The organism is Desmonostoc vinosum, assembly GCF_059505385.1.
The window spans coordinates 25,549-50,951 of sequence record NZ_JCACKM010000017.1; the positions used below are offsets into that span (position 1 = coordinate 25,549).

Genomic DNA, 25,403 nt, shown 5'->3' on the forward strand with positions numbered 1-25,403 from the left:
ATTTGTCTTGTTTTATAGATATTTCTACTCTTGCTCAAATTACCTTTTCATTATCTATGAATGACTACTGGAGTCCCTATTGAGGCCCAATTGAATAGCCATTTCGCATGTTTGGGTGCGAGATTTACACAGCCGTGGCTGACTGGAGTCCCAAACTTGCGATGCCAATATGCGCCGTGAATGCCGTAATTTCCCTGATAAAACATTGCATAAGGAACATTAGGAACGTCATAATTCCTACCCTGCATTCGAGTAGATTTGAATTTGGATTGAATTCTAAAACTACCAATCCGCGTGGGGGTAGAGTTTTTACCAGAAGAAATCGCTGCACCATAAACAACCCTATCACCCTGCCAGGCGATTAAACGTTGCTTTGCTAAATTAATCTGAATCCAGCGCCGCTCAGATTGTTGTAATGTCTGAATTGTTTGAGCAATTATCTTATTTTGAGGCTTTGCCCACACCTGAGCTGAACCAGTAGTTACCAAACTACAAGAAAGTACTGTACTAACAAGGAGTATTTTTAAGCGACGCACCCAATTAGGATAAATTAGGCTTTTCATAGTAAATACACTCAAATGACCAAGTTTTTGATGATTTTATCCTAGACTAATGTAACTTTTGTATCAAAAATTTGGCGTTTTGAGCGATCGCTTGCCAATTTCTTGTTTCTACTAGTTCTTTGGGGAATAATTGGCTACTCAAACCCACAGCAATTGCACCTGCTTGCAAAAATTGTTTGGCATTTTCTGGAGTGACGCCGCCAGTGGGAATTAAGGGAATTTGACTTAATGGCCCTTGCAGATTTTTGATATACTGAACTCCACCTAATGCTTCTACGGGAAACACTTTGACGCAGCTTGCACCTATATTCCAAGCATTAACGATTTCTGTAGGAGTCAACGCTCCTGGGATGATGGGTATATCTTGCGCTACTGCTAGTTGAATCATTGCAGCATCAACATGGGGTGTGAAGAGGAATTGTGCCCCAGATGTAATTGCTGCTTGTAGTTGCTTTACATTGAATAATGTACCTGTACCAATAGTACAGTTAGGTAATTTTAAGCGGAGTTGACTAATTAATTCTGCGGCGCGATCGCTATTCCAAGTAATTTCGATGAGCTGCATTCCTTGAGAGGCTACAGCCATTGCCATTTGCTGTCCCCACTCGATTTTGGGAGCGCGAATAACGGCCACTGCTCTATGTTTTTGTAATTGCGATAACCAAACTTGATTTGACATTTTGATTACCAATTTTAATCAAAATGTCGTTATGAGCGCTGCAATATTTCGTTAATTGAACTAATATTCTGTTGAATTTGTTCTGATAGATACGTTTTTAATGAATCAAGTGTTTCTAAAGGTAAATTTCCTAAACCCACAGCAAACACTAAGCTGAGAGTACCAAGGGTTAAAGCTAATAACCTACCAAAACAACCCGGATTAATTTCGACAAAACCTAATTTAGAGTTACCAATAACAGCAATTATTAAACAAACAATTCCTGCTATTAATAAAATATTGGTTAATTGAGAATTAATAATCATATTTTTTGTAATCAAGAGTTGTAGAGACGAGCCATGGTGCGTCTCTATCAACAGTTTTGTTGTTTAAACTAACAAAGGACGTGCCAACATAAAGCTGGCAATTGATTTGGCATCTACTAGTTCCCCGTGGAGAATAGCTTGCTCGAATTCTTCAGGAGTTAATAATACTGTTTCGATATCTTCATCTTCCTCTGGCGCTGGGGGTGTATCTAGCTTTTCTAAATCTTGAGCGAGGAAGGCATAAATAATCTCATCTGAATAACCAGGAGCGAGGAAAAACTCTCCTAATTTTTCCCACTTTTGAGCGCGGTAGCCAGTTTCTTCTTCAATCTCGCGCTGTACTGTTTCTAAAGGTTCTTCACTTGGTTCTATAGTCCCGGCGGGAAATTCTAAGATCCGCCCTTGAATTGCAAAACGATATTGACGAACGAGTACAAGTTTTCCTTCATTAGTCACGGGTACAGCTAAAGCGCCGCCTGGGTGGCGAATACATTCCCATTCCCCCTCTGATTTGTTCGGTAAACGCAAGCGATTGACTTCAAAATCAAACTTGCGTCCTTTGTGGAACAAGCGCTGTCTCAGCAGCTGTGGTAATTCTCTACCTAATGGCATAGTAAAATTTGTTTGTCTGTAACTACAGATATAAACACTAGCGTCTATTTTGACACTTCCACGCATGAATGACGGGGGATATAAGCATCACGTCTCATAAAGTTACTATTTTGTTGTTTTGAGATGGTGGTGTTAATTGCCCATCAATAAATATACATCACAACAGTCTACCTCTTTCAGGAGTTCTTTAATTACCAATCCAGAGATGGGTTCTACCCAATCTGGGGCAATTTCTGCAAGTGGGGCTAAAACAAAAGCTCGCTCCCGCATTCGGGGGTGGGGAATTTGCAGAGTTGGTGTATTGATGATTAAGTCATCATATAATAACAAATCTAAATCCAGAGTTCGCGGCCCCCAGCGTTCTTGGCGGACGCGTCCAAATTTTTGTTCAATTGCTAACAGAGTTTCTAATAGTTGTTGGGGTAAGATTTCTACCTGCAAGACGACACAGCCGTTTAAATAGTCTGGCTGTGGTGGCCCTACGGCTTTGGTTGTGTACCAACTGGATTTAGCTTTGATGCTGATTTTGGGTGTTTGGGCTAAGGTTGCGATCGCCGCTTCTAAAATTGCCTGGGAATCGCCCATATTCCCGCCAAGGGCTACTGCACTGAACTTGAGCAAGTTATTAGGGGTTAGGGACTGGGGATTGGGTACTGGGTATTGGGGACTGGGGACTGGGAAATAATTTTCTTGAGCCGAATTTACATTATTCAATTCCCAATCCCCAATAATTATGTAATGCAGTATCTTTTTTTACTGTACTGGATTAACGAGTTTTCCCAAACATTATTTGATAATGGTGAATTTAGTCAATTGTTTATGGGCTATTATACTAACACAAACGTGGTGTGCTAATCCTAGACTTCTCTGATGGCGGTCAAGTTTTTATTACTTCTTTGAGCGAGGAACGAACGTGGGGAAGCTTACCTCCTGGTTCAAACAAAAGCCAACAAAGTTGAGCGACTCTGATAAAGAGAAACTGCGATTGCCGCCTGGTAATCATCATGAACACGAGGAATCTGAGGAATCCACAGATGAGAATTCACCACCAACACATCTGGTGCAGGCGAGGCAATTACTGAACCGTATGAAAAGCTTACCATCTGTGACTTTGCCCAAACTTCCTTTGGGAAATAAACCGCTTTATCGTCGCCCATGGTTCTGGGTTGGCTTGGGTGTAAGTGGTGGTATCGTGGCGGTAATCTACGGTATCAACTCAATAGACCGCTCTTTGCCAGATAAAGAGCTGCTAAGTGCTGTGCAAAGAGAGCAGACACTGACAATCAAAGCTGCTGACGGTACTATATTACAACAACAAGGAGAAGCGACTAGAGAGCAATTAAAGCTGGAGCAAATACCTGATCAGCTCAAAGGGGCTTTCATCGCTTCTGAAGATAGAAGATTTGAGAAACACAATGGGGTTGATGCACAGGGAATTGTTAGAGCAGTTTTGAATAACTTGCGATCGCAAAATGTCGTAGAAGGTGGTAGCACAATCACGCAACAGCTAACGCGAATTCTCTTTCTCAAACAAGAGCGAACAATCTGGCGCAAACTTAAAGAGGTGCGTTTAGCACAAAAAATGGAGCAAGTATTGACCAAAGATCAGATTTTAGAACGTTATCTGAATTTGGTCTATTTGGGAGCTGGGGCTTATGGAGTGGCAGACGCCTCGTGGGTGTATTTTAGTAAAACGCCAGATCAACTCTCTTTATCACAGATGGCAACAATTGCTGGATTAGCCCCGGCTCCTAGCTTATACTCTCCAGACAAAAATCCAGAAATGGCTAAAGCGCGGCGCAATCTGGTACTACAGCGGATGCAAGAAGATGGAGTGATCACAGCAGCCGAAAAACAAGCCGCAACTCAAGAACCAATAAACCTTAAAACCAGTCCTCCCAAGCGATTGCAAGTAGAATCCCCCTACTTTACTAGCTATATCCAGAATGAATTGCCCAAGTACGTTTCCCCAGATGTGTTGGCTGGTGGGGGTTTAGTAGTAGAAACTAGCTTAAACCCGGCTTGGCAGAAGGTAGCAGAAGCAGCGGTTGCGAAAACGCTGCGAAATCAGGGTACTTGGGAAAACTTTAAAGAAGCAGCTTTAGTAGCTATTGATCCTCGCAGTGGTGAAATTCAAGCCATGGTTGGCGGCAAAGATTTTAGCAAAAATCAGTTTAATCGGGTAACTCAAGCACAGCGTCAGCCAGGCTCAACATTTAAGGGATTTGTGTATGCGACTGCTATAGCTACTGGTAAAAGTCCTTACGATACCTACTTGGATGCACCCTTGGTAGTAGATGGCTACGAACCAAAGAATTTTGGGGAAAACTTTCATGGTTGGATGAGTATGCGAGATGCTCTCACCAGTTCTATCAATATAATTGCGGTTAAGGTATTGATGGATGTGGGATATGAGCCAACGATTAAAGTCGCTCATAAGATGGGGATTAAATCGGAACTCAGACCCACTTATTCCCTAGCCCTTGGCTCAAATGAAGTCAATCTGCTGGAGTTGACTAGCGCTTACGGCAGTTTCGCAACCCAAGGATTGCACGCAGAAGCCCACGGGATTCGCCGTATACTTAACCGTCAAGGCAAGGTGATCTGGTCTGCTGATTTCAAATCACAGCAAGCTCTAGATCAAGATAGCGCTGCGATTATGACTTGGATGCTACGCAACGTTGTTCGTGCTGGGACTGGTACCGCTGCCCAATTAAATGATCGACCTGTTGCTGGGAAAACTGGTACTTCTGATAAAGCCCGCGACTTGTGGTTTATCGGCTACATTCCGCAATTGGTGACAGGAGTTTGGCTAGGCAACGATGATAACCGCCCTACTTATGGCGGTAGTAGCAGTGCTGCCTACACCTGGCACGAATTTATGGAAGAAGCAGTAGAAGGAATGCCTGTCGAAAAGTTTCCCGAAAGACCCAAGTTAGATGGTCGTAAAGGCACAATCAAAGCACAGCGCATCAAGCCAGGAAGAATTATTAATCGTGCTATTGCCTCTAAGGAATCAGATGAAGATGAGGATAACGTAAGAAATTCTGATGATAGCAGCTCATCTAGAAGACGCCGGGGTAGACGACGCTATTATCAAGAAGCGCAGCAGCAATCAGATAATGATGATACTCCAAGACGCAGACGTCGCCGCGATCGCACCAGTGAAGCCTCAACTTCCACTAGTGACTCCTCAGAATCATCTCGTCCCCGGCGGCGATACAGAAGATCACAATCAGATTCTTCACCTTCAACGCCTGTAAGACGAAGGCGTTCATTCTCTGGAAATAATTCTGATTCTTCCGGTTCATCACCTTCTTGGCGCGATCGACTCAGACCTTCTTCGCAGTGAGATGAGGGATTGGGGAGGTGGGGACGCAAAAACGTGGAGAATAAACAATTCCCCATTTCCTACTCCCAACGAATATCAACTTGCTCAACTACAGGGGGATGTTAGGTGATACGCTCATTCTATAGTGTGTTAAGTAGTGTTACCTAAATGAGGAGAATATACTCATGCATGTATTGATGCAAGCAGCTGATTCTGTTGCCACAGGCGGTGGTCAATTTCCTTTGGCTTTTACTTTGGTGTACGTTGTTGGCTTTATTGCTGCTGTCACCATTGGCTCGATTGCTTGGTACAACTCCAAACGCCCTGCGGGTTGGGAAAGCAAAGAGCGTCCTGATTTTGTACCTAAAATTGAAAAAGAAGAAACTCCGGGTCTGGGTGAACCGAAGTCTTAATGAGTTAAGGGGAGCCAGCGCGGTCTTCTCCTATAAGGAGAGGCTAACGCTAAGGGGTTTCCCACATGAGCGACTGGTGTTTAAGAGTCAAGAGGAGTCAGCGCAGTCTTTCCCTTGAGGGAAAGACTGCGCCAAGAGGGTTGCCACGCTACCCTCCGGGTGTCTGCTAGGAAACCCTAGTCGAGCAGAGGCTCATTATAAGCATGAGCAACTGGCGTTCAATAATCAAACACTTATGGACTTTTGACTCTGGACTTCTGACTAAAATTAATTTTGAACTTCAACCCAACGACGGTACAGCTTTTGGATTTGTTTAAGAAGCAAAGTATGTGCTGGTTGATTAGACTCATTCGGCTTGGTAATATCTTGTAACTTGGTTAGAAGTCTTGCTTCTTCAGTTGCAACCTCACCATCGCTATAAATTAACCCACTGATAGCTTCAATCAAGTTTTCGCAATCTTCCAAACTAGGGCGATCGCCTAAATACTCCTTCACCCACTCATAGCATTCTTGTGGCTGTACGGGAACTAATTCGTAGAGCCACGGCTTAATGTCTGGATCGCTAGCCAAACCTTTGGCTTGAGCTATTTCACGTAGGTATTGCCGCTCTTCTGGCTGGATTCTTCCATCAATCCAAGCAGCACCAATCAGGATTTTAACTAAATTTTTGACATTGGAATGAGTAACCATTGCTGCCTCCTCTAGGAGATTCGGGCCTCCATCAAATCGTACAATCTCAAACAGTATTCATTCGGAATCGTTGGTTTTTCTTAAGCGCACCATGAAAAAGCCATCCATGTCCTGTTGATGGGGCCAAACTTGCAGCCAGCCTGGAAACTGAAAATAGCTGTAAGTGGTTGAATCAGCTTTGGGTGGCTCTATTTGCCAATTAGGATACTCTGCTAAAAATGCTGAAATTACTTCTGCGTTTTCTGCTGGATGCAGTGTACAAGTGGCATAAACTAAGATACCACCAGCCTTGACAAAAGTTGATGTATGTGATATTAACTGTTTTTGAAGGATTGAGAGTTCCTGGATAGATTCTGGTGTTTGACGCCAACGAGCATCTGCATGACGGTGTAGCGTTCCTAAACCAGAACAGGGGGCATCTAACAGTACGCGGTCTGCGATATTTTGGAATTGGGTAAAGTGGCGACTGTCGCCAGTGCAAATTTGCACAGATTGTAGATTCAGCCTTTGAACATTTTCTTGGAGTTTACGCAGCCGAGATGGAGTGCGATCGCAGGCCCATATTTTACCTTGGTCTTGCATTAACTCAGCGATGTGAGTAGTTTTTCCCCCTGGTGCAGCACAGGCATCAATAATCACTTCACCTGGTTGTGGGTCAAGCAAATGACCAACTAATTGGGCACTACTATCTTGTACAGTCCACCAACCTTCACTAAAACCGGGTAAATTTTGAATTGACCCAGTGCTACCAATCAATCTTAAAGCTTGGGGTAAATGAGGAACACGCCTTACCAAAACACCAGCGGCTTGCAACGCCGCCTCAGCTGTCTCAATTGATGTGCGAAGCGGGTTAACCCGCAAGTCAATTGTTGGTGATTGGTTCATCCATTCAGATAATTGTTCTGTTTGGGTTGAACCTATCTGTTCCCACCAAATTTGAATAATCCAGTCAGGAAAGCTGTGTAAAATACCCAAGCGTGTTACTGGATTTTCTGGCAATTGTAATGGATCTGCTTGTTTTTCCTCTGCCAGACGTATGTACTGTCGTAACAGACCATTCACAAAACCCGTAAGTCCAGAGAAACCGTTTTCTTTAGCGAGTTGGACAGTTGTATTTACAGCCGCCGAGGAGGGGATACGCTCTTGGTAACGTAATTGATAGAAGCCCAGATGTAAGATAGTGCGGAGGTCTTTGGGTTGTTGATGAGATTTCTTTTTAGCGAGTTGGTCAATAATGGCGTCAAGGGTGCGTTGCCTTCTGACACTGCCATAAACTAACTCTGTCACCAAACGGCGATCGCGATCGGGCAAATTAACTTTTTGCAGCACTCTATCAAGGGCAACATCAGCATAAGCCCCTTTGTGAACATCTCGCAAGACGATAAAAGCTAGTTGACGGCTATTGATCATGGAATCATACTAAAAGCCCCTTGTAATTCCAAGGGGCCGCCCAAACAAATTTTTCTCTGAGGAATCGTCTTACTTTAACAGATTTACCGAGGTATATAATTATCGACGCTGGCGATTTCAAACTCACAAGCCCTAGAAACTACTTCTGGTGGTAATTTTCCAAAGCTGATTAGTGGTAAATAATCGGGGTTATCCATCAGTTCCTTAGCTAACAGGAACCCGGCAATTGTCCATGTTTGGTATTTTCTAGCTTGTTTACCAATCAATCGCCCCTTCTTACCATCATAATATTCTGGCCATTCATCTTCACACAGACGTGATTGAGCGATTTCAATTGCCCTTTTCGCCATACTTGTTTTGCCTGTTTTTAAAGCTGTCGCTGCTAACATCCACATTAAGACAGGCCAGCTACCAGCATTATGATATGACCAGGGAATATTTTTCGGATCACAGCCGGTGACAATTCTGTATTCTTCATGTTCCAAAGCTGGGAAACAGATTTTCATCGGCATGTCTCCCACTAAATCATCCCATCGTTCTTCGATGAGATTCATGATCGCTTGTGACTGTTCTTCAGTAGCGAGATCTGAAATAATCGCCATCAAGTTTCCTAGCGAAAAGAAACGAGTATCTAGCTGCGATGGGCCAACATTACCGGCTAAATAACCACCTTTTTTTGTTAGCCACTTGTCTAATTCATAATAGGGCACAGAATCTACATATATATTGAATAAATTCACAGCGGCCTTGCCATATTCTTCGCTTTTGAAGCGATAAATTGCATTTAGACGATTAATATCTATCCAATAATGCTGGCGAATATGAGCGCATAAAAGAGGTAAACGATTATCTATAGCTGCAACAATATCTTGATTGCCTTTGCAAATTAGCAATTCACGAGCCGCACGTAATGCCGTGTAAAATAGCACTTGAATTTCTAGGGGATGACCATATATACCCATACGGCGGTCAATCATACAAGCGCCGTCTGGAACTAATAGCGTTGGGTACATATCAAAACGATTAGCTAGACAGATTTCCATAATTAACCTGATACCGTTTTGAAATTCAGGTTGATAAGCTATGGAATAATCTTTAGTAGCAACTATATAAGCGCGTAATAATATTATCCACCACAGGCAAGAATCGACTGGTGTGACTCTGGCGATCGCATGTTCCCCAAAGTCTGCTTCTAAATATTCTTCCCCGTTATTTGAGATAACTTTAAAGCTGGCTGGTATCAAACCTCTTCCAGGTTTATAGGCATCTAATGCTCTTTCTTTAGGTTGTAACTTGAGAGTTTCTTCTAGGAAATTACGAACAATATCTGTTCTGCCTTTGATTAAGAAAATTAAGGCTGAAGAGACAAAATCTCGAATAAAACATTGGTCATAATTTAGTGCTTCTTGTGATCCATCATAGGCAGCTACTGTACCAACTGGACGCCCTTGATAATAAAGGATAGAATTTTCTAGTGCTTTCCAGGCAATTTCTTCTACATTTTCAGTAGCTTCTAATTTTTCTACTTGCATTGCCATAATAACTCCATTTAGGTCGTGATTTTGTGTGAGATGCACCTTCTTTGATTATTTTCATCAAAAAAATGACGATTTTTTGAATAGTAAACTATATGCAAAAAATCAGTCTATCAACAACAGCCAAAGCTGTAATTTTTATGAAACTTAATTAATGGCTTTTTGGCGAGTTATATTTATATTTTTTCGCCTCAAGCGCTGATATAGTTGCTAACAACAGCCCACTAGATACATTTTTAGATTGTTAGTGGTTCCGTTTACATGACCTAAATCTTTGCTTCACCAAACAAAAACACATCTTGAGCGCTGTTTAAGATTTGTGTGAAGTTACAAATGCTGACAGTATGTTTACTCAGATTTGACACTAGAAGTTAAATTATTCCCCTATAACTTAATAATTTATAACGTTTTTTCAGAATATGCAATATAAATGTTGGAAAACTTCAGATGTCAATACTTCCAAAGAGTTGTATGTATTATCCTAATGGCGGGATAAAAATCAAAAAAACAAATTATACAGGCGTAAGATGAGGTAATTGCTGTGTATTTTGCGCTAACTAGCAACTGCTTCTTCTGGTGTCTGTCCATAAGCCAGCACGCCGGGAAAATCGATCACTTCAGCTAGAAAGCGTCCATCCTCTTCTTGCTCAATCTCTATTGTGAAGTTCATAACCTATGGCGGTATTGTAGTAAAAGCTGTGCCTGAATAAGATAAATAATTTATTATGACCTCAGTTAATTCTAGCAAGCATAAAAAAGCCAAAGCTTTAAAACCTACCAGTCGTCGCCCTGCCAAAGAACTGTGTAGCGAGTGCGGACTGTGTGATACATATTATATACACTATGTCAAGGAAGCTTGCGCCTTTCTTAACCAGCAGATAAGCGAACTTGAAGAACAAGCACATAAGCGATCGCGTCATCTCGACAATGCCGATGAACTGTACTTTGGTGTTCATCAAGACATGATAGCAGCACGCAAACAGCAGCCGATTCCTGGTGCCCAATGGACAGGGATTGTTAGTACTATCGCCATTGAAATGCTGAATCGTGGCTTAGTAGAAGGAGTTGTTTGTGTACAAAACACCAAAGAAGACCGCTTTCAACCTAGACCAGTAATTGCCCGTACCCCAGAAGAAATACTTGCAGCCAGGGTAAACAAACCAACACTGTCACCCAACCTTTCCGTACTCGAACAGATAGAAACATCGGGAATGAAGCGCTTATTAGTGATAGGTGTTGGTTGCCAAATTCAGGCATTACGAGCCGTAGAAAAACAACTGGGTTTAGAGAAATTGTATGTCTTAGGCACGCCTTGTGTAGATAATGTCAACCGCGCTGGACTGCAAAAATTCTTAGAAACCACTAGTCGTTCGCCTAGCACAGTAGTACATTATGAGTTCATGCAAGACTTCCGAGTTCACTTCAAACATGAGGATGGTTCAACAGAAACCGTACCTTTCTTTGGTTTGAAAACCAATCAACTCAAAGATGTCTTCGCCCCTTCTTGTATGAGTTGTTTTGATTACGTCAACTCATTAGCAGATTTAGTTGTGGGTTACATGGGCGCACCTTTTGGTTGGCAATGGATTGTGGTGAGAAATGATACAGGCCAGGAAATGCTTGATTTGGTGAAAGGGCAGTTAGATACCCAGCCTGTGATGTCTAAAGGCGATCGCAAAGAGGCTGTACAACAAAGTATTCCTGCTTATGATCGGGGCGTGACTTTGCCGATGTGGGCTGCAAAATTGATGGGTGTTGTGATTGAAAGGATTGGCCCTAAAGGGTTGGAGTATGGGCGATTTTCGATTGATTCTCACTTTACTCGCAATTATTTGTATGTAAAGCGGAATTATCCGCAAAAGTTGGAGGCGCATGTGCCGGAGTATGCTAAGCGGATCGTTGGGCAGTATAAGTTACCGGAGTGATGTCTCACGCAGAGACGCGGAGGCGCAGAGAGGATTTAGAGGTTATTGACTACCCGCGAGATACCGTCTTTGATGAGCGAGACGTTGAAGTTGATTAGCAATCCAACTCGCTTATCAGCAAGGCGTAGGTAGGTTAATAGCTGCTTTTTGTGTACTGGATGAATAACTTCTACTGATTTGAGTTCAACAATTACCCTATCTTCAACAATCAAATCAGCACGGAAGCCTTCTTCCAAAAGTACACCCTCATAGAACACTGGAATCATTACCTGTCTTCTAACCCGTAGCTTTCGCCTCCGTAACTCAAAATCCATAACTGTTTCATAAACCGATTCCAGCAAACCAGGCCCCAATTGCGTGTGAACCTTATAAGCAGCATCCACAACAGCACCCGAAATCTCATTCTCAATCATAAACTCTCTGCGTCTTTGCGCCTCTGCGTGAGACAATCCTAACCCATGTAATTTGTAGCACCACCCACTGCTTTGATCGCCGCCTCCAAAGCGATCGCCACATGAGTCCAATGAGTCCCACCCTGGCAATAAACCACATAAGGTTCCCGCAACGGCCCATCCGCTGAAAACTCCAAGGTACTACCCTCAATAAATGTCCCTCCAGCCATCACTACTTGGCTCTCATACCCCGGCATTTCATCAGGAACGGGGTCAAGATAGGAACCAATAGGAGAGTTATGTTGTATGGCTTTACAGAAGGCAATTAGCTTGGCAGCAGAACCGAGTTTAATAGCTTGAATCACATCTCGACGGGGGGCTAGGGGTGCAGGATTAACTGGATAACCAAGTTTGTCAAATACGTAACCAGTCAGATGAGTCCCTTTCATCGCCTCTCCTACCATCTGGGGTGCTAAAAATAAACCTTGGAATAACAGACGATTTTGGTCAAAAGTAGCACCACCATAACTACCGATGCCAGGAGCAGTCAAGCGACAGGCGGCGGCTTCTACTAAGTCGGCACGACCGGCAATATAACCACCAGCGTTGACAATTGTCCCCCCAGGATTTTTAATCAATGACCCTGCGATTAAATCTGCACCAATGGCAGTGGGTTCTTGGGTTTCGATGAATTCGCCGTAGCAGTTATCTACGAAGCAAACTGTGTTGGGGTTTTGTTGTTTAACTATATGAATGATTTTTTCAATGTCGGCAATTGAGAGGCCCGGACGCCAAGAATAGCCACAAGAGCGTTGAATTAACACTAAACGTGTGTTATCAGCCACGCTATTACTTAAAGCTTGCCAATGGATAGTTCCTTCGGGGGTTAGCTCTAATTGGCGGTAATTTATGCCAAACTCGATAAGGGAGCCTTGACCTTGACCTCGTAAACCGATCACTTCTTCTAGCGTATCGTAAGGAGAACCTACTACTGCTAACATCTCATCTCCAGGACGGAGTACACCAAATAAGGCACAAGCGATCGCGTGAGTTCCTGAAACAAACTGTACACGGACTGCCGCGGCTTGGGCCCCCATCACTTGGGCGAAAACTTTATCTAAGGTTTCTCGTCCTAAATCATCATGACCGTAACCAGATACACCCGCAAAATGGTGTGCGCCTACACGGTGATGTCGAAAAGCATCCAGCACTCGTTGAAGATTACGCTTGACCTGAGCGTCAATTCCAGAAAAAATTTCTAACAGTGCCTGTTCTGCTTGCAGCAGCTGTTCCAAGCTGTTCATTACTTCCTCGTTTACAAAAAATTATAGATATGCGGATTTTCGGATCTCGCTTTCTTCGGCTGAACACTTCCAATTCAGGTTTCTGCATGACAATCGCTACCTCAACCAAACCTCAAATTAACTGGGTTAATACCCTGTTTTTCGCTGGTCTACACATCGGCGCTCTGTTTGCTTTTTTCCCTGGTAACTTTAACTGGAGGGCAGTTGGTGTAGCTTTACTGCTGTACTGGGTAACTGGTGGTTTAGGTGTCACCCTGGGATTCCACCGCCTTGTCACTCATCGCAGTTTTCAAACTCCCAAGTGGTTAGAGTATATCCTAGTTTTTTTCGGAACTCTCGCCTGTCAAGGAGGGCCAATTGAGTGGGTAGGGACACATCGCATTCATCATTTACATTCTGATACTGCTCCCGATCCCCATGACTCTAACAAGGGCTTTTGGTGGAGTCACATGGGTTGGCTGATTTATCGATGTCCGGCTCAAGCTGATATTCCTCGCTTTACCAAAGATATTGCCGAAGACCCAGTTTATCAGTTTTTACAAAAATATTTCATTTTGATCCAGGTGGCCCTGGGTTTATTACTCTTATTTCTGGGCGGTTGGCCTTTTGTTGTTTGGGGAATTTTTGTTCGCATTGTCTGGGTTTACCACTGCACTTGGTTGGTGAACAGCGCCACTCATAAGTTTGGCTATCAAAGCCATGATTCTGGTGATAGATCAACTAACTGCTGGTGGGTAGCTTTACTAGTATTTGGTGAAGGCTGGCACAATAACCACCATGCTTATCAATACTCAGCTCGTCACGGGCTGGAATGGTGGGAAATTGATTTAACTTGGATGACGATTCAATTGCTGCAAGTATTTGGTCTGGCTACTAATGTGAAGCTGGCGCCAACAAAACAGTAAGTCGTTTCCCCTTTGTCATTAGTCGTTTACTAAGGACAAATGACTAATGACAAAGGATTTTTGACTTTTCGCTGATTTTGTAATGGTATTAATCAGCTGTTTACTGGTGCGTTAGGGTAACTTAGATTGCTATAATCCGAGACGCTAATGTTAAGAAGCTTTGTGGCAAGTTACTTTTTGAGTGACTTGGTGGAGGAGTTTGTTGTTTTTCAGGTTTTCATGACTACATCAATAATTAACAGCCAAAAACTAGATGATGACCTTGGTAATTCCGACCTGAGGCTAAAAGATATTGTTAAATCTCTACCAAGGGAATGTTTTGAGAAAAATCGGCGCAAAGCTTGGACACGAGTGATAGTCAGTGTCTTGATGGTTTGCTTGGGTTATTACAGCTTGACGATTACTCCTTGGTTTCTCTTGCCCTTGGCTTGGATTTTTACAGGCACTGCTTTAACAGGTTTTTTTGTAATTGCTCATGATTGTGGTCATCGGTCGTTTGCCAAACGTCGCTGGGTAAATGATTTGGTGGGACATGTGTTTTTAATACCGTTAATTTATCCCTTCCATAGTTGGCGGATTAAGCATAATTATCATCACACCCATACCAACAAGCTAGACGAAGATAATGCTTGGCATCCCATTAGACCAGAAGTTTTTGAAGGTTGGGATAAAACCCGGCAGTCTGCTTTTGAGGTGTTTATGCGTAAACGCCTCTGGTGGGTGGGTTCAATTGGACATTGGGCGGTTGTACATTTTGATTGGCGCAAATTTGCCACTAAAGACCAATCTAGTATTAAACTTTCTGTAGCTGTTGTTGTATTATCTGCGGCGATCGCTTTCCCGATCTTGCTCGCTACAACAGGTATTTGGGGATTTGTCAAGTTTTGGCTAGTACCCTGGCTGGTTTACCACTTCTGGATGAGTACCTTTACTATTGTTCACCACACTGCCGCAGATGTTCCTTTTGTGGCAACTAACAAGTGGAACGAAGCTTTAGCGCAACTATTTGGTACTGTTCATTGTGATTATCCCCGTTGGGTAGAATTCCTCTGCCACGATATCAATGTTCACGTTCCTCATCATATTTCGACTGCAATTCCTTCTTACAATTTGCGATTAGCTTACAACAGCATCAAAGCAAATTGGAGGCCTTATCTGCATGATGAATGTCAGTTTTCTTGGTCTTTGATGAAGCAGATCACAGATCAATGTCATCTGTACACAATTGATGTAGGCTATGAGTCTTTCAACGAGTACTATTCAAAGCGATATGAAGTATAAAAGATGAGGGATAAATGCTTCTGCAATTTTTCCCTTTATCCTTCATTCTTTAATTATCTGCTGGCAATTCTCTATACAAAAGTTTTCTTGTAGGGAAATTGCTAATTCTGCCTGCTTGCAAGTTAGTGAAAGCTAAACTTGCTGCAAAAAATAAATTTCTTGTAAGAAAAAATTCAGAATTTCAGAAATAAGAATTAGAATATTCTGATTTCTGGTGCCTGAACTGCTAAATCCATAAATTTTGCCAGAAATTTATTTTAGAGGTTAAATTAAATAGCCTCAAACTAAAGTCCGACTCATATCCAACAAAATAATCTAGTGCAATCCAATACTATCAAGTTAGACAATTCTTATAGCTCCAAATCATCTGAGGATGCATCTCAACTACCCTTCACCCTTCAGGATTTAAAAGCTGCAATACCTGCGGAATGCTTTCAACCAAATGTCACAAAATCTCTCTATTATTTCTGGCGTGACATCTTGATTATTACTCTGCTTTATGCTGTTGCTCATTACTTAGATTCTTGGTATTTCTGGCCAATTTTCTGGCTAGCGCAAGGTACGATGTTTTGGGCTTTATTTGTAGTAGGACATGACTGCGGACACCAATCTTTTTCTAAGCATAAATGGCTGAATGGTTTGATTGGGCATCTTTCCCACACACCAATACTCGTTCCATATCACGGTTGGCGCATTAGCCACAGAACTCACCACAAAAATACTGGTCATCTAGATAATGATGAAAGCTGGTATCCTGTGACAGAATCACAGTACAAGGAGATGCCTTTAGTACAAAAGATCGGTCGATATTATGTTTTCTTATTGGCTTATCCAGTGTATTTGTTTAAGCGTTCTCCTAATAAGGAAGGTTCCCATTTTTTACCCAATAGCTCACTTTTTAAACCATCAGAAAAATGGGATGTTATTACCAGTACTATACTTTGTACTTTGATGGTTGGTTTGTTGGGTTTTCTGACCTATCAATGGGGATGGATGTGGTTACTGAAATACTACGCTGCACCCTATATTGTGTTTATTATTTGGCTAGATTTGGTGACGTTTTTACATCACACCGAGCCAGATCTTCCTTGGTATCGTGGTGAAGATTGGACTTTTTTAAAAGGTGCAATTTCTAGTATTGACCGCGATTATGGTTTGATCAATCACATCCATCATGACATTGGTACTCATGTTGCTCATCATATATTCCTCAACATTCCTCACTACAATTTGCTGAAGGCGACTGAGGCAATTAAACCGATTATGGGTGAATACTTCCGCAAATCTGAGGAACCTATTTGGAGGTCTTTGTGGCGTTCCTGCATCAGTTGTCATTTTGTCCCTGATGCTGGCAGCAAGGTTTACTACACATCTAATAACAAGTTAGCTAAAGGCTAATTTATTAGCTGAGTTAACTAACATAAGAGACGCTAGATTTAGCGTCTCTATTTTATTGAGAGGTAAATAAAAATCTTCATAATTATTAAGTAAATATAAGGTGCTTAGTATTTTAACTGGTAACAATTATATTAATCTTGGTTAGTGTTCAGTAATAAACCTGGGTATATTCAACATTTAATATTTTACTGTAATAATATCCGCAGGTAAACAAAGACGAGTAGCCCCTATATCAACTAAAACGTTGTTGAGAGTTATTGAGCGAATCTGGTCATTTTGAATAAATCCTCGTTCTGCTAAAATCTCATTAACTAAATTCGATACGATAATTGTAGTAGTAACAATTCCCATTTCTTGAGTACGTATTGTAGTCATATAGAGATTTTTTGAGGCGATCGCACTCAGAATACATGTAAAAAATCAAACTTGCCAGGTTACTTATGACTCAACTGCAATCAGCAATAAAACTAATAACCTTTGATGAATTTATTCAAGGGTATCCAGAAAATTCGCCAGTACGTTACGAATTACATAATGGAGTAATTATTGAGATGACACCACCAGTAGGGAAGCATGAAGAAATCAAAGGGTTTTTGACTGTTGAGATTGCCGTCCAAATCAAAGTGTTAAATCTACCTTATTTTATACCCAATCAAGCAATAGTAAAACCTCCTGAAGGTGAATCTGGCTACTTCCCAGATGTTTTAATCTTGAATCGTCCTAGTTTAGCTTCAGAACCTCTTTGGACAAAATCCTCAACTGTAACTCAGGGAAATTCAATTCCTTTGGTAATTGAAGTTGTTAGCCAAAATTGGCGAGATGATTACTACAAAAAGCTTGCTGATTATGAAGAGATGGGTATCCCAGAATATTGGATTGCTGATTATGCTGCATTAGGTGCTAGGAAATTCATCGGTAATCCTAAAGTTCCTACCTTCTCAATTTATCAATTAGTAGATGGAGAATATCAGGTTAGCCAATTTCGAGATAACGACTACATTATATCTCCAACTTTTCCCGATTTGAAAATCACAGCTAACCAAATTTTTCAAGCTGGACAAGTATAGAGCAACTTCAAAGTTCCAACTGATGGTTGTAATATCGTAAAAAGCTAAATCAGGATAGGCAGCATAAAAATTTCAAGGTGGCAAGTTACTATCGCTGCTTGTCGTCTGGGGAATCGCCCTGAAAAAATTGTCGCGATCGGGCGATTTGGGATAGCGAATAATTACTTACTTGAAAATAGACAAAATCCTCGACTTTTGAAATAAATCGAGGATCTGTGGATTCATTGCTATATAAATTGCAAGTTTACAAAGCAAAGGTAAGTAATCCTAGATTGGGAGAAATCAGGATTACAATAATCACAAAAGAAGCGTAAATAGTTATTAGTTCTACCAGCCACAATCACGATTTCACCGTAGCTTTTCTATTTCTGTTCCTCACGCTGATGCTAAACCTGAGTTTTGGAAGCTCAAGCAACACCAACATTAGGACATAAAGCTTTAACAGCATAGCTTACGCTGCCTGCAGAATCAGCAAAAACTCTGCAAAGATGAGATTGGGGGAATCCACCGCTCTAAATTCTCCTTGCTAAAACTTTCTCAGAAATAGAACCACCAGTAGCATTGGTTAAATCGTTAATTTTGGTGTACAGAGTTATTTAATTCGTGAAACATCAACTGTCAGCAAGCAGTTGATATTTTTCATGAGCATAACTAAGCTGTTCCACATAAAAGTTGCATATTTAATCGTATAAATAGTTGACTGCTGACTGTTGTCTGTCATCCGTCAATGACACTTACGAGTGACTGTGTAACTTTAGATGGGTTTTCGCTTAATTATTGATTTTAGGCTAGAAAAGGAATTGACCTAGTAATCACCTCTGTTATTTTTTTTAAGTTGCTGTTTTTAATTTATACAATTTTGTGTGTATATATTTGCCATTTTGGCAGATTATTCCCAACTTTAATGTGAGGAGTGGGGGAGATCTATTTTTATCCCTTGTTGTGGGTTATTGTTTATGGGAATCTAGCTTGAAATGCTGTTAGCAAATAGGGGGTAATACCCCCTACGCGACCAAATAAGCATGGACTTTTTAATTAAAGTCACAGAATCTTTCTGGTTGTGATTTGGGTGATTGATATTCGTGAATTTGCTGGGTTAACCACTGCTGTTGACTACCACCACGAACTTCTGTTGTTTGCTTTCCACCTACTACTTCTAAGTAAGCTAGGTCTTTTATTTTGCTTAAGCAGCTTGGTGAAACATTACCCTCAGATCTTTGATCATGAGAATGTTTGAGTGTGTTGATATTGTCATTATGCTGCTGGTTTGACCTATTAGCTTGAGAGTTTTCTTTGATTAATCTGTTGTATGTGCGGTAAGGAATGTAATGTAGGGGATTGTAACCAGCAAATCGTAGCATTAAAACACATGCCCAGGAATACTTGCCAGCGAGAATTGCTTCGACTACTTTATCAAATTGTTGATTCTTCATTGTTTTGTCTAAGTTGCTACTAATGCTAGAAATGTTTTGATTCATCATGTTGAGTTCTATGGGATTTAGTAAAGTAGTCTTGTTTGGCGATCGCTTGTGTTTATATTGAGGTTGAAGAATGGCTTTAACCTGCTTATATTTGCTTACTGAAGGCGCAAATTACTTCTATACGCGCCCAAGTTATCACAATCGCAAAAAGAAGCTCAGTTGTCTCACAAAAATCGGTAGACAAGCACGAAGGATTACTATTGAAGAATATTTGTAATTCCTACCTACCTGAGAAATAATATCTATGGCAGTTACCCTTTGTATAGATATTTTTGGTAAATTCGCCCTAGTGCTAAGGATTATACGTTTGTAAATGTAAATTAGACTTCTTGCCGCTTGCAAAAATTTATTGATGTGATTCTCGGTAGATGGAGTTTTGTCCTCTTTGGTTTTCTTAACTCCTAATTTAGTGGCTTTTTCTAGTTCAATAATTGTATAGATTATGACTAAATAATTAGGAGGTTTGCAGTAAAGTCCCATAGGCTTTAGGTTGCTAGAGAAAAACTATTCATCTTTAATCACCAACACTAACATTCGTATTTATACTATTTTTTTCTGTTATTGTCATCTGCTATTCATGCAGATTTGTAAGTTAAATTTACTGAATCTATTTTGATGTTTCTTGTGTATTGTGCAACTTTGCATTTTGTCCTCTTTTCGATGTTTTGTGAGGGGTGATACCCCTCATCTAGTACTCATTTGAGCTTTTAACTTTCTTGAGTGTACCAGGAAATTTTACCACTAAATATAGTGTGGAACAAATTATAAATTTGGTAGTGTAGTTATCATGAAAAAACTATTTTTAACTCCAGTTATTGAAAATCATTTTTAATTTTTAGCAATTATCGATATTTATACACTTAGATAAAACCTGTTTCGCAACAAGGGTTTAACTCATGTAGTGTCAAACAATTTTGCAGAATTTGATTGTAAAAATTGTATAAATACCAGTCAGCCATCACAGATAAAAAGTTGTGAAAAATACAGATTTATGGTAATATATATAGACTCAATTAATTCTGATTTAACTAAAAATAGAAGAATATCTATAAAGGTAAAATCTAGTAGTAAAAATATCAAAATTTCAAGCTGTATAACCTGATTTTACTGAGGAACAGGAAAAGCCTCTTTGCAAAATCAGATTGCTTGATGAATTCAGTAATAATTTATATGGATATTCAGGTATAACTGCTCTAGATAAATTGAGATTACATATTTAATTGCAATTGAGCTAAGTGGTAATAAAGTCCACCGATCGCTAATAGTTCTTGATGAGTGCCTTGTTCTGTGAGGATACCTCTGTCTAGAACGAGAATACAGTCGGCATGACGAACGCTAGAAAGCCGATGAGAAACAATAAAAGTGGTACGAGATTGACTAATTTGGATTAAATTTTGTTGAAATAAGCGTTCCGACTCAACATCTAAAGCACTAGTAGCCTCATCGAAAATCAGGATACTGGGATTCCTGATTAAGGCACGAGCGATCGCAATTCTTTGTCGCTGTCCACCAGAGAGCATTAAACCACGTTCTCCGACAACGGTGTTGTAGCCTAAAGGCAACTCCTGAATCGAGTCGTGTGCCTGTGCTAAGTTGGCAGCTGCGATCGCTTCTTCTAAAGTAAATTCCGAGCTATGCAGGGTGATATTTTCTAATATGGTTCCCGCAAACAAAAAACAATCTTGCGACACCAAGCCTAAGCGACTGCGTAATGATTGCGGTGAAACAAGAGAAATATCATGCCCATCAATCAAAATCTTGCCCAGCTTGGGACGATACAAACCAGCCAGCAAATTGACTAAAGTACTTTTACCCGAACCACTCTGACCAATAATGCCAATAGTTTGTCCAGCTTTAACTGCAAAAGATATATTCTGTAAGGTGTTGCGATCCTCATCTTGGTTGTAACGAAAACTGACATTCTCAAAATCCACATCACCACGAATTGCTGGGATTACCATTAATGGTTTTTGGGGATTTTCTTCTGGTTGAGCTGCCAAAACATCGTTGAGCCTTTCTACCGAAATCTGCACTTCTTGAAACTTATCCCACAGTTCTATCAATCCCAAAACGGGGTTGACAACATTGACAGCAAGCATATTAAAAGCCACAAAATGTCCCAGCGACATCTGTTGTCGCATTACCAAAGTTGCCCCTAACCACAACACAACTGTGCTACCAAGGTGATTAATCAAACTCCTCAGCGTTTGCACATTTGTCGCTAACTTCTGTCCCCGAAAACGCACCTTCACCATATTCATAAACAGTTCTTGCCAACGCCGTTGCACCGGACGCTCAGCTGCGGCAGTTTTGACTGTGGTAACGCCAGCAACGATCTCAACTAATGAAGAGTTTTGCCGTGCCGATTCCTGAAAGATTTCCCGTGACACTTTTTTCAGCATTGGACTCGTCCCCACAGTCAAGAAAACGCCAGGGAGAATCATCGCCAGCACCAATAAAGTCAGTTGCAAGTTGTAATAAACCATCAATCCCAAGTAAATCAATACCATCACAGCATCTAACGCAGCACTGATAACTTGACGGGTAAGAAACATCTGGATTTTGCGGTTTTCTTGAACGCGGCTAGTGATGTCTTCCACTTGACGCGAGGCAAAAAACTGCAACGGCAACTGCAATATATGGTGAATAAAACTGCTAATTAAGGTCAAATCGATGCGGTTAGCAAAATAATCTAGTAAGTATTGACGCTGTGCTGTCAGGATGATGCGCCAAATACCCAAAATTAAAAAGCCTGTGGCAAAGACATTTAAGTTCAAGAAGTTTTTGACAGACATAACTCGGTCGAGAACGACTTGAGCTAGTAGAGGAGTTGTCAGCCCAAAAACTTGCACCAGCACCGAGGCCAGAATGATCCGCCTGAGTAATTTTCGGTGATGTAACAATGTCTGCCAGTAGCGACTCCAGGAAAGTTTCTCACTCTTGACAGCATCCAAACGCTCTGTAGAGTCCAACAGCAATGCATATCCTGTCCAGCTAGCTGCAAACTCTCGGCGTGAAAGCGATCGCTTGCCTATGGCTGGATCGGAAACTAATATGCGATCGCCCTTGACTCGCCAAACAACTACATAATGATTTCCTTGCCAATGAGCTATCCATGGGTTATAATATAAATCCAACTTCTCAAAACTTGCCCTAATTAACAGCACCTCATAGCCTAAGGTTTGAGCCGCTTCCGCCAAACCCTGGAGAGACGCACCTACACGGTTGATCCGCGCTAGGTCACGCAGTGTATTGATACTCAAGCGTTTGCCCCAGTACTGGCTAATCATCGCTAAACACGCCGCCCCACAATCCGATGAACTTTGCTGCTGAATAAAAGGGTAGGGACGCCTTAACCTAGTTGATGGTTGAGGTCGAGGAAAGCTAATTTCTGGTGCAGCCCGAACTGCAACCGGACTGTCTAACCTGGGTTTACGGGGTGGCAGTTCAATTAGTTTGGGAATATATTTTGGTTCGTGGGTGGTTTGTAGTTTACTCTCTAAATGGCTATCTGAACTGTTGTGAGATGCCTGTTGGATTTCTGGTTTGTGCTGATTGGGAAATAAATGGGGTGCGATCGCTCTGGCTGACTCCCAGTATTCAAAAGGTAGATGGTAAACTAGCAAATCCGTTTGAGCCGCAACTTGGGGAGTGACACCGGGGTATCCCCAGCTTTTGCCCAAATCGGGTGATGAGTTGTCAATTTTACCACTCACCAGCCAAAAGCGCCCCTTGGATGCGGGTGTCGCTTCTGTTAAAGATGAGCCAGCACTGATGTGAGTTTTGATTAACAAAGGTAATAACTGTCGAAGTGTGAGGCTAGTTAGTGAGCGTAATTCAGTACAACTTTTAAAGAAAATTAGTGCTTGTCGCTCAACAGCAAACCGTTGTAAATAATTTTCTAGGCTTGGTAAGTGTTGCAACCAGCGTTTGAGTTCAGAAATCTTAATTCGAGCTATTAAACCTGCACTCGCTGCGATCGCTCGATATGGTAGAGGTTGTTTGTAAAATAAATGATCTGCACCAAAAGTTTGCTCAGTTGTGATCAACTGGGTTGAAACTTCTCGCTCAATAGTTGCGTCATATGTGAGTAATCGGACTCGCCCTTGGCAAACTAAATATAAAGAATTACTATCATCCGCTGTTTCCTGATCTAGTCCGTAACTAGTCAGCTCATCACCTAGTTGAAATTCACGGATCACCCAAACTTGGCTAAAGTCCGATCCTATACTTGTATCTCCTGCGACTAACCTCAAAAGATTGAGGATAGCAGCTTTGAGAGTGGGAGAATTCTGGTTAACATATTTCAGATCTCCCTGAACTCTTAACGAAGAAGAGGAGTTCATGGCTTGATTTCGATTATTTGGGTAAGCTTAATTAACTATTGCGAGGCGAGCAATTACGGGGTAGAAAAGCTGATAATTCTTGTCAATCTTGGGTTTTGCATTATTTTAACAGCCTCTGTAAAACGCAATTATTTGTATTTTTAATTACCCATTGCTGAGGGATCATTTTTCAGTGGCTTTTTGTTAATGAAAAGTTAAGAAAACAATGTTCTATTAGCAAAACCGCGCTGATTTTGCTGCCAATCTCTTGAGAATTTTTTTGCCTGAAAATAGTCAATTGAGAACATAATCTGAGAAATATTACTAATATCTATGGTTAAAGCTGGTGATATTTGCATTTTTTTTAACATTAGTCTGGGGTTCTAAGTCAATCAACTCTTACCATTACTTAAATTTTCTTTCGTTTCCGGAAACACCAGGAAAATAAAATCACAGATGTAGACTCTGCTGGCTCAGACGAAAGTGGTGTAAATTTGAAAACGCATATATTAAAATATATATGTGCATAGATTTGTATCTAAAGTTGCAAATTTTCAATTAGGTTATTGGGCGTTGCTGAATTCGGGTATGAATTTATCGGGCTACGCTAACACGCAGAGACAAGGCAGCGCGTTGCGGAGCGAGTGTGGTCTTGGGGAGCCACCCCCGTGGGCGGGTTTCCCGACTTGAGGGGAGTGGCGTGGTTTCCCCCATGAACAACTCGCGTCGGGGTTTCCCCCGTTGTAGCGACTGCCGCGCACCAGACGCAGAGAGTGAGAGTTTTCACCAACGCCGATTATTGATTGATGCGATCGCGCTGATTACAAAGAGTTAGTTTAAGAAGTCGCGCTGATTTCACAGCATTGGTAGGCTATTTCGTGAATCCGGTTGTGTTGCGGGCAAATTTTGCTCACAACCCAACTTTTGATGAGTTTTTATAGCAAGTGCGATCGCGTGTGCTGGATGCCTTCAATCACCAAGATTACCCTGAAAGTAGATTAATTCTGGAGTGACACTTAAAATATGCGGTTCACTCTTGAGGATTTGTTCTCGTTTTTCTGATTTGCCAAAGTAAATTTTCACCTATAACCTTCAGCATAGAGCAACAGTAAAAAAGCCCATACAAAACGAGTTTCTAGCCAAGGGGCTATCACACTTCAAAATTGCATGAGCTTCTACTAAAGATATCTTAACATAATGTAAGAGACTGAGGCTTTAGATTTAGAGATTAAAGTAGAGTTAGTAAAGGTAGAGTTTGCTGAATTGGAAGGTTCTATGATGACTTTACAAGAAATTATTAATTCTATTGAAAGTTTGTCCATAGAAGAGCGAGAGTATTTATTTGAGTTTCTTCGCCAGCAGCGAATTGAGAATCGGCGGGTTGAAATTTTGGCTAATGCTCAGGAAGTGATGCAGGCTTTTAAGGATGGGACAGCTCATAGGGGAAGCGTTGATGATTTGATCGCTGATTTACTAGGAAATGATGATGGAAGTTGTCTGGAGTAGTGGATTTAAGCGGTCTTTTAGGAAGATTACAAAGAAAAACCCGCAATTAAAGAATAAAATTGTTAATGTATTAAGGCTTTTGGCAGATGATCCATTTACACCGTCTTTGAAGTCTCATAAGTTAACAGGAAATTTAGCGGGGTTATGGTCTTGTTCTGTTGCTTCTGATTGTAGAATCATCTTTAATTTTTCTGAAGATGATAAGTTGTTAGAAATGGTTATTTTATTGATTGATATTGGCAGCCATGATGAAGTTTATTAAATGGTAAAAGCCCACTTCT

The 25,403-nt window shown here is 41.2% G+C and carries 25 protein-coding genes; 10 read left to right on the top strand and 15 right to left on the bottom strand.

The genetic code is table 11. From position 1 onward, the window contains the following. Positions 1-50: 50 nt before the first annotated feature. From AC5JMF_RS01710 to AC5JMF_RS01735, 6 genes are all read right to left on the bottom strand, one after another. Positions 51-563 (bottom strand): L,D-transpeptidase, encoded by a 513-nt coding sequence (locus AC5JMF_RS01710; RefSeq protein WP_495793991.1) that lies wholly within the window; start codon positions 561-563, stop codon positions 51-53. 46 nt (positions 564-609) lie between these two features. Continuing rightward, positions 610-1,242 (bottom strand): bifunctional 4-hydroxy-2-oxoglutarate aldolase/2-dehydro-3-deoxy-phosphogluconate aldolase, encoded by a 633-nt coding sequence (locus AC5JMF_RS01715; protein WP_495793992.1) that lies wholly within the window; start codon positions 1,240-1,242, stop codon positions 610-612. 29 nt (positions 1,243-1,271) lie between these two features. Continuing rightward, positions 1,272-1,547: a hypothetical protein gene (locus AC5JMF_RS01720; RefSeq protein WP_495793993.1), complete on the bottom strand. Its 276-nt coding sequence runs from the start codon at positions 1,545-1,547 to the stop codon at positions 1,272-1,274. Positions 1,548-1,610: 63 nt separating this feature from the next. After that, positions 1,611-2,159 (bottom strand): NUDIX hydrolase, encoded by a 549-nt coding sequence (locus AC5JMF_RS01725; protein ID WP_495793994.1) that lies wholly within the window; start codon positions 2,157-2,159, stop codon positions 1,611-1,613. Between the two features lie 132 nt (positions 2,160-2,291). Continuing rightward, positions 2,292-2,780 (bottom strand): 2-amino-4-hydroxy-6-hydroxymethyldihydropteridine diphosphokinase, encoded by a 489-nt coding sequence (gene folK / locus AC5JMF_RS01730; protein ID WP_495794021.1) that lies wholly within the window; start codon positions 2,778-2,780, stop codon positions 2,292-2,294. Positions 2,781-3,094: 314 nt separating this feature from the next. Next, the gene (locus AC5JMF_RS01735; protein WP_495793995.1) at positions 3,095-3,262 is read right to left on the bottom strand and encodes a hypothetical protein; all 168 of its coding nucleotides are present in this window, start codon (positions 3,260-3,262) and stop codon (positions 3,095-3,097) included. Here AC5JMF_RS01735 and AC5JMF_RS01740 point away from each other — a divergent pair. After that, entirely contained in the window at positions 3,247-5,511 is a 2,265-nt protein-coding gene (locus AC5JMF_RS01740; RefSeq protein WP_495793996.1) for a transglycosylase domain-containing protein, read from the top strand. The genes AC5JMF_RS01735 and AC5JMF_RS01740 overlap by 16 nt on opposite strands. 164 nt (positions 5,512-5,675) lie before the next feature. Next, positions 5,676-5,903, top strand: a complete 228-nt coding sequence (psb35, locus tag AC5JMF_RS01745) for a photosystem II assembly protein Psb35 (RefSeq protein WP_495793997.1) — start codon at positions 5,676-5,678, stop codon at positions 5,901-5,903. 267 nt (positions 5,904-6,170) lie between these two features. Here the strand turns inward: psb35 and AC5JMF_RS01750 are convergent, their stop codons facing one another. The 4 genes from AC5JMF_RS01750 to AC5JMF_RS01765 all read right to left on the bottom strand — a co-directional run bounded on the left by AC5JMF_RS01750 (position 6,171) and on the right by AC5JMF_RS01765 (position 10,208). Further along, the gene (locus AC5JMF_RS01750) at positions 6,171-6,593 is read right to left on the bottom strand and encodes a tellurite resistance TerB family protein (RefSeq protein ID WP_495793998.1); all 423 of its coding nucleotides are present in this window, start codon (positions 6,591-6,593) and stop codon (positions 6,171-6,173) included. A gap of 57 nt (positions 6,594-6,650) precedes the next feature. Continuing rightward, positions 6,651-8,003: a 16S rRNA (cytosine(967)-C(5))-methyltransferase gene (locus AC5JMF_RS01755; protein ID WP_495793999.1), complete on the bottom strand. Its 1,353-nt coding sequence runs from the start codon at positions 8,001-8,003 to the stop codon at positions 6,651-6,653. An 83-nt stretch (positions 8,004-8,086) separates the two neighbouring features. Continuing rightward, on the bottom strand, positions 8,087-9,535 hold the full coding sequence (locus AC5JMF_RS01760) for a glycoside hydrolase 100 family protein (RefSeq protein ID WP_495794022.1): 1,449 nt from the start codon (positions 9,533-9,535) through the stop codon (positions 8,087-8,089). 556 nt (positions 9,536-10,091) lie between these two features. Next, on the bottom strand, positions 10,092-10,208 hold the full coding sequence (locus AC5JMF_RS01765) for a type II toxin-antitoxin system HicB family antitoxin (protein WP_495794000.1): 117 nt from the start codon (positions 10,206-10,208) through the stop codon (positions 10,092-10,094). Between the two features lie 55 nt (positions 10,209-10,263). Between AC5JMF_RS01765 and AC5JMF_RS01770 the strand changes: the two genes are divergently transcribed. Next, a complete protein-coding gene (locus tag AC5JMF_RS01770; RefSeq protein WP_495794001.1) occupies positions 10,264-11,463 on the top strand; it encodes a Coenzyme F420 hydrogenase/dehydrogenase, beta subunit C-terminal domain in 1,200 nt (399 codons plus the stop codon). 35 nt (positions 11,464-11,498) lie between these two features. Here AC5JMF_RS01770 and AC5JMF_RS01775 read toward each other — a convergent pair whose 3' ends face one another. Continuing rightward, positions 11,499-11,876 carry a GxxExxY protein gene (locus AC5JMF_RS01775; RefSeq protein ID WP_495794002.1) on the bottom strand — a complete coding sequence of 126 codons (378 nt, stop codon included), beginning with the start codon at positions 11,874-11,876 and terminating at the stop codon, positions 11,499-11,501. A 38-nt stretch (positions 11,877-11,914) separates the two neighbouring features. Next, positions 11,915-13,159: a methionine gamma-lyase family protein gene (locus AC5JMF_RS01780; RefSeq protein ID WP_495794003.1), complete on the bottom strand. Its 1,245-nt coding sequence runs from the start codon at positions 13,157-13,159 to the stop codon at positions 11,915-11,917. An 86-nt stretch (positions 13,160-13,245) separates the two neighbouring features. Between AC5JMF_RS01780 and AC5JMF_RS01785 the strand changes: the two genes are divergently transcribed. The 3 genes from AC5JMF_RS01785 (at position 13,246) to AC5JMF_RS01795 (ending at position 16,743) form a co-directional block, all read left to right on the top strand. Further along, on the top strand, positions 13,246-14,064 hold the full coding sequence (locus AC5JMF_RS01785) for an acyl-CoA desaturase (protein WP_495794004.1): 819 nt from the start codon (positions 13,246-13,248) through the stop codon (positions 14,062-14,064). Between the two features lie 219 nt (positions 14,065-14,283). After that, positions 14,284-15,345, top strand: a complete 1,062-nt coding sequence (locus tag AC5JMF_RS01790; RefSeq protein ID WP_495794005.1) for a fatty acid desaturase — start codon at positions 14,284-14,286, stop codon at positions 15,343-15,345. A 318-nt stretch (positions 15,346-15,663) separates the two neighbouring features. Next, a complete protein-coding gene (locus tag AC5JMF_RS01795; RefSeq protein WP_495794006.1) occupies positions 15,664-16,743 on the top strand; it encodes a fatty acid desaturase in 1,080 nt (359 codons plus the stop codon). 177 nt (positions 16,744-16,920) lie between these two features. Here the strand turns inward: AC5JMF_RS01795 and AC5JMF_RS01800 are convergent, their stop codons facing one another. After that, positions 16,921-17,118 carry a hypothetical protein gene (locus AC5JMF_RS01800; RefSeq protein WP_495794007.1) on the bottom strand — a complete coding sequence of 66 codons (198 nt, stop codon included), beginning with the start codon at positions 17,116-17,118 and terminating at the stop codon, positions 16,921-16,923. Between the two features lie 65 nt (positions 17,119-17,183). Between AC5JMF_RS01800 and AC5JMF_RS01805 the strand changes: the two genes are divergently transcribed. Beyond that, complete coding sequence (locus tag AC5JMF_RS01805) at positions 17,184-17,810, top strand: Uma2 family endonuclease (protein WP_495794008.1); 627 nt, start codon at positions 17,184-17,186, stop codon at positions 17,808-17,810. A 1,031-nt stretch (positions 17,811-18,841) separates the two neighbouring features. On the opposite strand, the gene AC5JMF_RS01810 is transcribed toward AC5JMF_RS01805, so the two are convergent. Together AC5JMF_RS01810 and AC5JMF_RS01815 are read right to left on the bottom strand one after the other, a co-directional pair. Continuing rightward, the gene (locus tag AC5JMF_RS01810; RefSeq protein WP_495794023.1) at positions 18,842-19,288 is read right to left on the bottom strand and encodes a HetP family heterocyst commitment protein; all 447 of its coding nucleotides are present in this window, start codon (positions 19,286-19,288) and stop codon (positions 18,842-18,844) included. Between the two features lie 1,211 nt (positions 19,289-20,499). Further along, positions 20,500-23,637: a cysteine peptidase family C39 domain-containing protein gene (locus AC5JMF_RS01815; RefSeq protein ID WP_495794009.1), complete on the bottom strand. Its 3,138-nt coding sequence runs from the start codon at positions 23,635-23,637 to the stop codon at positions 20,500-20,502. A gap of 691 nt (positions 23,638-24,328) precedes the next feature. Between AC5JMF_RS01815 and AC5JMF_RS01820 the strand changes: the two genes are divergently transcribed. The 3 genes from AC5JMF_RS01820 to AC5JMF_RS01830 all read left to right on the top strand — a co-directional run bounded on the left by AC5JMF_RS01820 (position 24,329) and on the right by AC5JMF_RS01830 (position 25,384). Next, positions 24,329-24,451, top strand: a complete 123-nt coding sequence (locus tag AC5JMF_RS01820; RefSeq protein WP_495794010.1) for a hypothetical protein — start codon at positions 24,329-24,331, stop codon at positions 24,449-24,451. Positions 24,452-24,891: 440 nt separating this feature from the next. Then, a complete protein-coding gene (locus tag AC5JMF_RS01825; protein WP_495794011.1) occupies positions 24,892-25,122 on the top strand; it encodes a hypothetical protein in 231 nt (76 codons plus the stop codon). Further along, entirely contained in the window at positions 25,103-25,384 is a 282-nt protein-coding gene (locus tag AC5JMF_RS01830) for a type II toxin-antitoxin system RelE/ParE family toxin (RefSeq protein WP_495794024.1), read from the top strand. Before AC5JMF_RS01825 ends, AC5JMF_RS01830 begins: the two co-directional genes overlap by 20 nt. The last annotated feature ends 19 nt before the right edge of the window (positions 25,385-25,403 follow it).

Excerpts from the sequence above, each read along its gene's own strand:
- AC5JMF_RS01810 (WP_495794023.1), bottom strand. The coding sequence starts at position 19,288 with ATGAATCAAAACATTTCTAGCATTAGTAGCAACTTAGACAAAACAATG.
- AC5JMF_RS01800 (WP_495794007.1), bottom strand. The coding sequence starts at position 17,118 with ATGACTACAATACGTACTCAAGAAATGGGAATTGTTACTACTACAATT.
- AC5JMF_RS01750 (WP_495793998.1), bottom strand. The coding sequence starts at position 6,593 with ATGGTTACTCATTCCAATGTCAAAAATTTAGTTAAAATCCTGATTGGT.
- AC5JMF_RS01780 (WP_495794003.1), bottom strand. The coding sequence starts at position 13,159 with ATGAACAGCTTGGAACAGCTGCTGCAAGCAGAACAGGCACTGTTAGAA.
- AC5JMF_RS01785 (WP_495794004.1), top strand. The coding sequence starts at position 13,246 with ATGACAATCGCTACCTCAACCAAACCTCAAATTAACTGGGTTAATACC.
- AC5JMF_RS01740 (WP_495793996.1), top strand. The coding sequence starts at position 3,247 with ATGAAAAGCTTACCATCTGTGACTTTGCCCAAACTTCCTTTGGGAAAT.
- AC5JMF_RS01820 (WP_495794010.1), top strand. The coding sequence starts at position 24,329 with ATGAACAACTCGCGTCGGGGTTTCCCCCGTTGTAGCGACTGCCGCGCA.
- AC5JMF_RS01815 (WP_495794009.1), bottom strand. The coding sequence starts at position 23,637 with ATGAACTCCTCTTCTTCGTTAAGAGTTCAGGGAGATCTGAAATATGTT.
- AC5JMF_RS01710 (WP_495793991.1), bottom strand. The coding sequence starts at position 563 with ATGAAAAGCCTAATTTATCCTAATTGGGTGCGTCGCTTAAAAATACTC.
- psb35 (WP_495793997.1), top strand. The coding sequence starts at position 5,676 with ATGCATGTATTGATGCAAGCAGCTGATTCTGTTGCCACAGGCGGTGGT.
- AC5JMF_RS01805 (WP_495794008.1), top strand. The coding sequence starts at position 17,184 with ATGACTCAACTGCAATCAGCAATAAAACTAATAACCTTTGATGAATTT.
- AC5JMF_RS01790 (WP_495794005.1), top strand. The coding sequence starts at position 14,284 with ATGACTACATCAATAATTAACAGCCAAAAACTAGATGATGACCTTGGT.
- AC5JMF_RS01715 (WP_495793992.1), bottom strand. The coding sequence starts at position 1,242 with ATGTCAAATCAAGTTTGGTTATCGCAATTACAAAAACATAGAGCAGTG.
- AC5JMF_RS01760 (WP_495794022.1), bottom strand. The coding sequence starts at position 9,535 with ATGCAAGTAGAAAAATTAGAAGCTACTGAAAATGTAGAAGAAATTGCC.
- AC5JMF_RS01775 (WP_495794002.1), bottom strand. The coding sequence starts at position 11,876 with ATGATTGAGAATGAGATTTCGGGTGCTGTTGTGGATGCTGCTTATAAG.
- AC5JMF_RS01830 (WP_495794024.1), top strand. The coding sequence starts at position 25,103 with ATGGAAGTTGTCTGGAGTAGTGGATTTAAGCGGTCTTTTAGGAAGATT.
- AC5JMF_RS01765 (WP_495794000.1), bottom strand. The coding sequence starts at position 10,208 with ATGAACTTCACAATAGAGATTGAGCAAGAAGAGGATGGACGCTTTCTA.
- AC5JMF_RS01725 (WP_495793994.1), bottom strand. The coding sequence starts at position 2,159 with ATGCCATTAGGTAGAGAATTACCACAGCTGCTGAGACAGCGCTTGTTC.
- AC5JMF_RS01720 (WP_495793993.1), bottom strand. The coding sequence starts at position 1,547 with ATGATTATTAATTCTCAATTAACCAATATTTTATTAATAGCAGGAATT.
- AC5JMF_RS01755 (WP_495793999.1), bottom strand. The coding sequence starts at position 8,003 with ATGATCAATAGCCGTCAACTAGCTTTTATCGTCTTGCGAGATGTTCAC.
- AC5JMF_RS01770 (WP_495794001.1), top strand. The coding sequence starts at position 10,264 with ATGACCTCAGTTAATTCTAGCAAGCATAAAAAAGCCAAAGCTTTAAAA.
- AC5JMF_RS01825 (WP_495794011.1), top strand. The coding sequence starts at position 24,892 with ATGATGACTTTACAAGAAATTATTAATTCTATTGAAAGTTTGTCCATA.
- AC5JMF_RS01735 (WP_495793995.1), bottom strand. The coding sequence starts at position 3,262 with ATGGTAAGCTTTTCATACGGTTCAGTAATTGCCTCGCCTGCACCAGAT.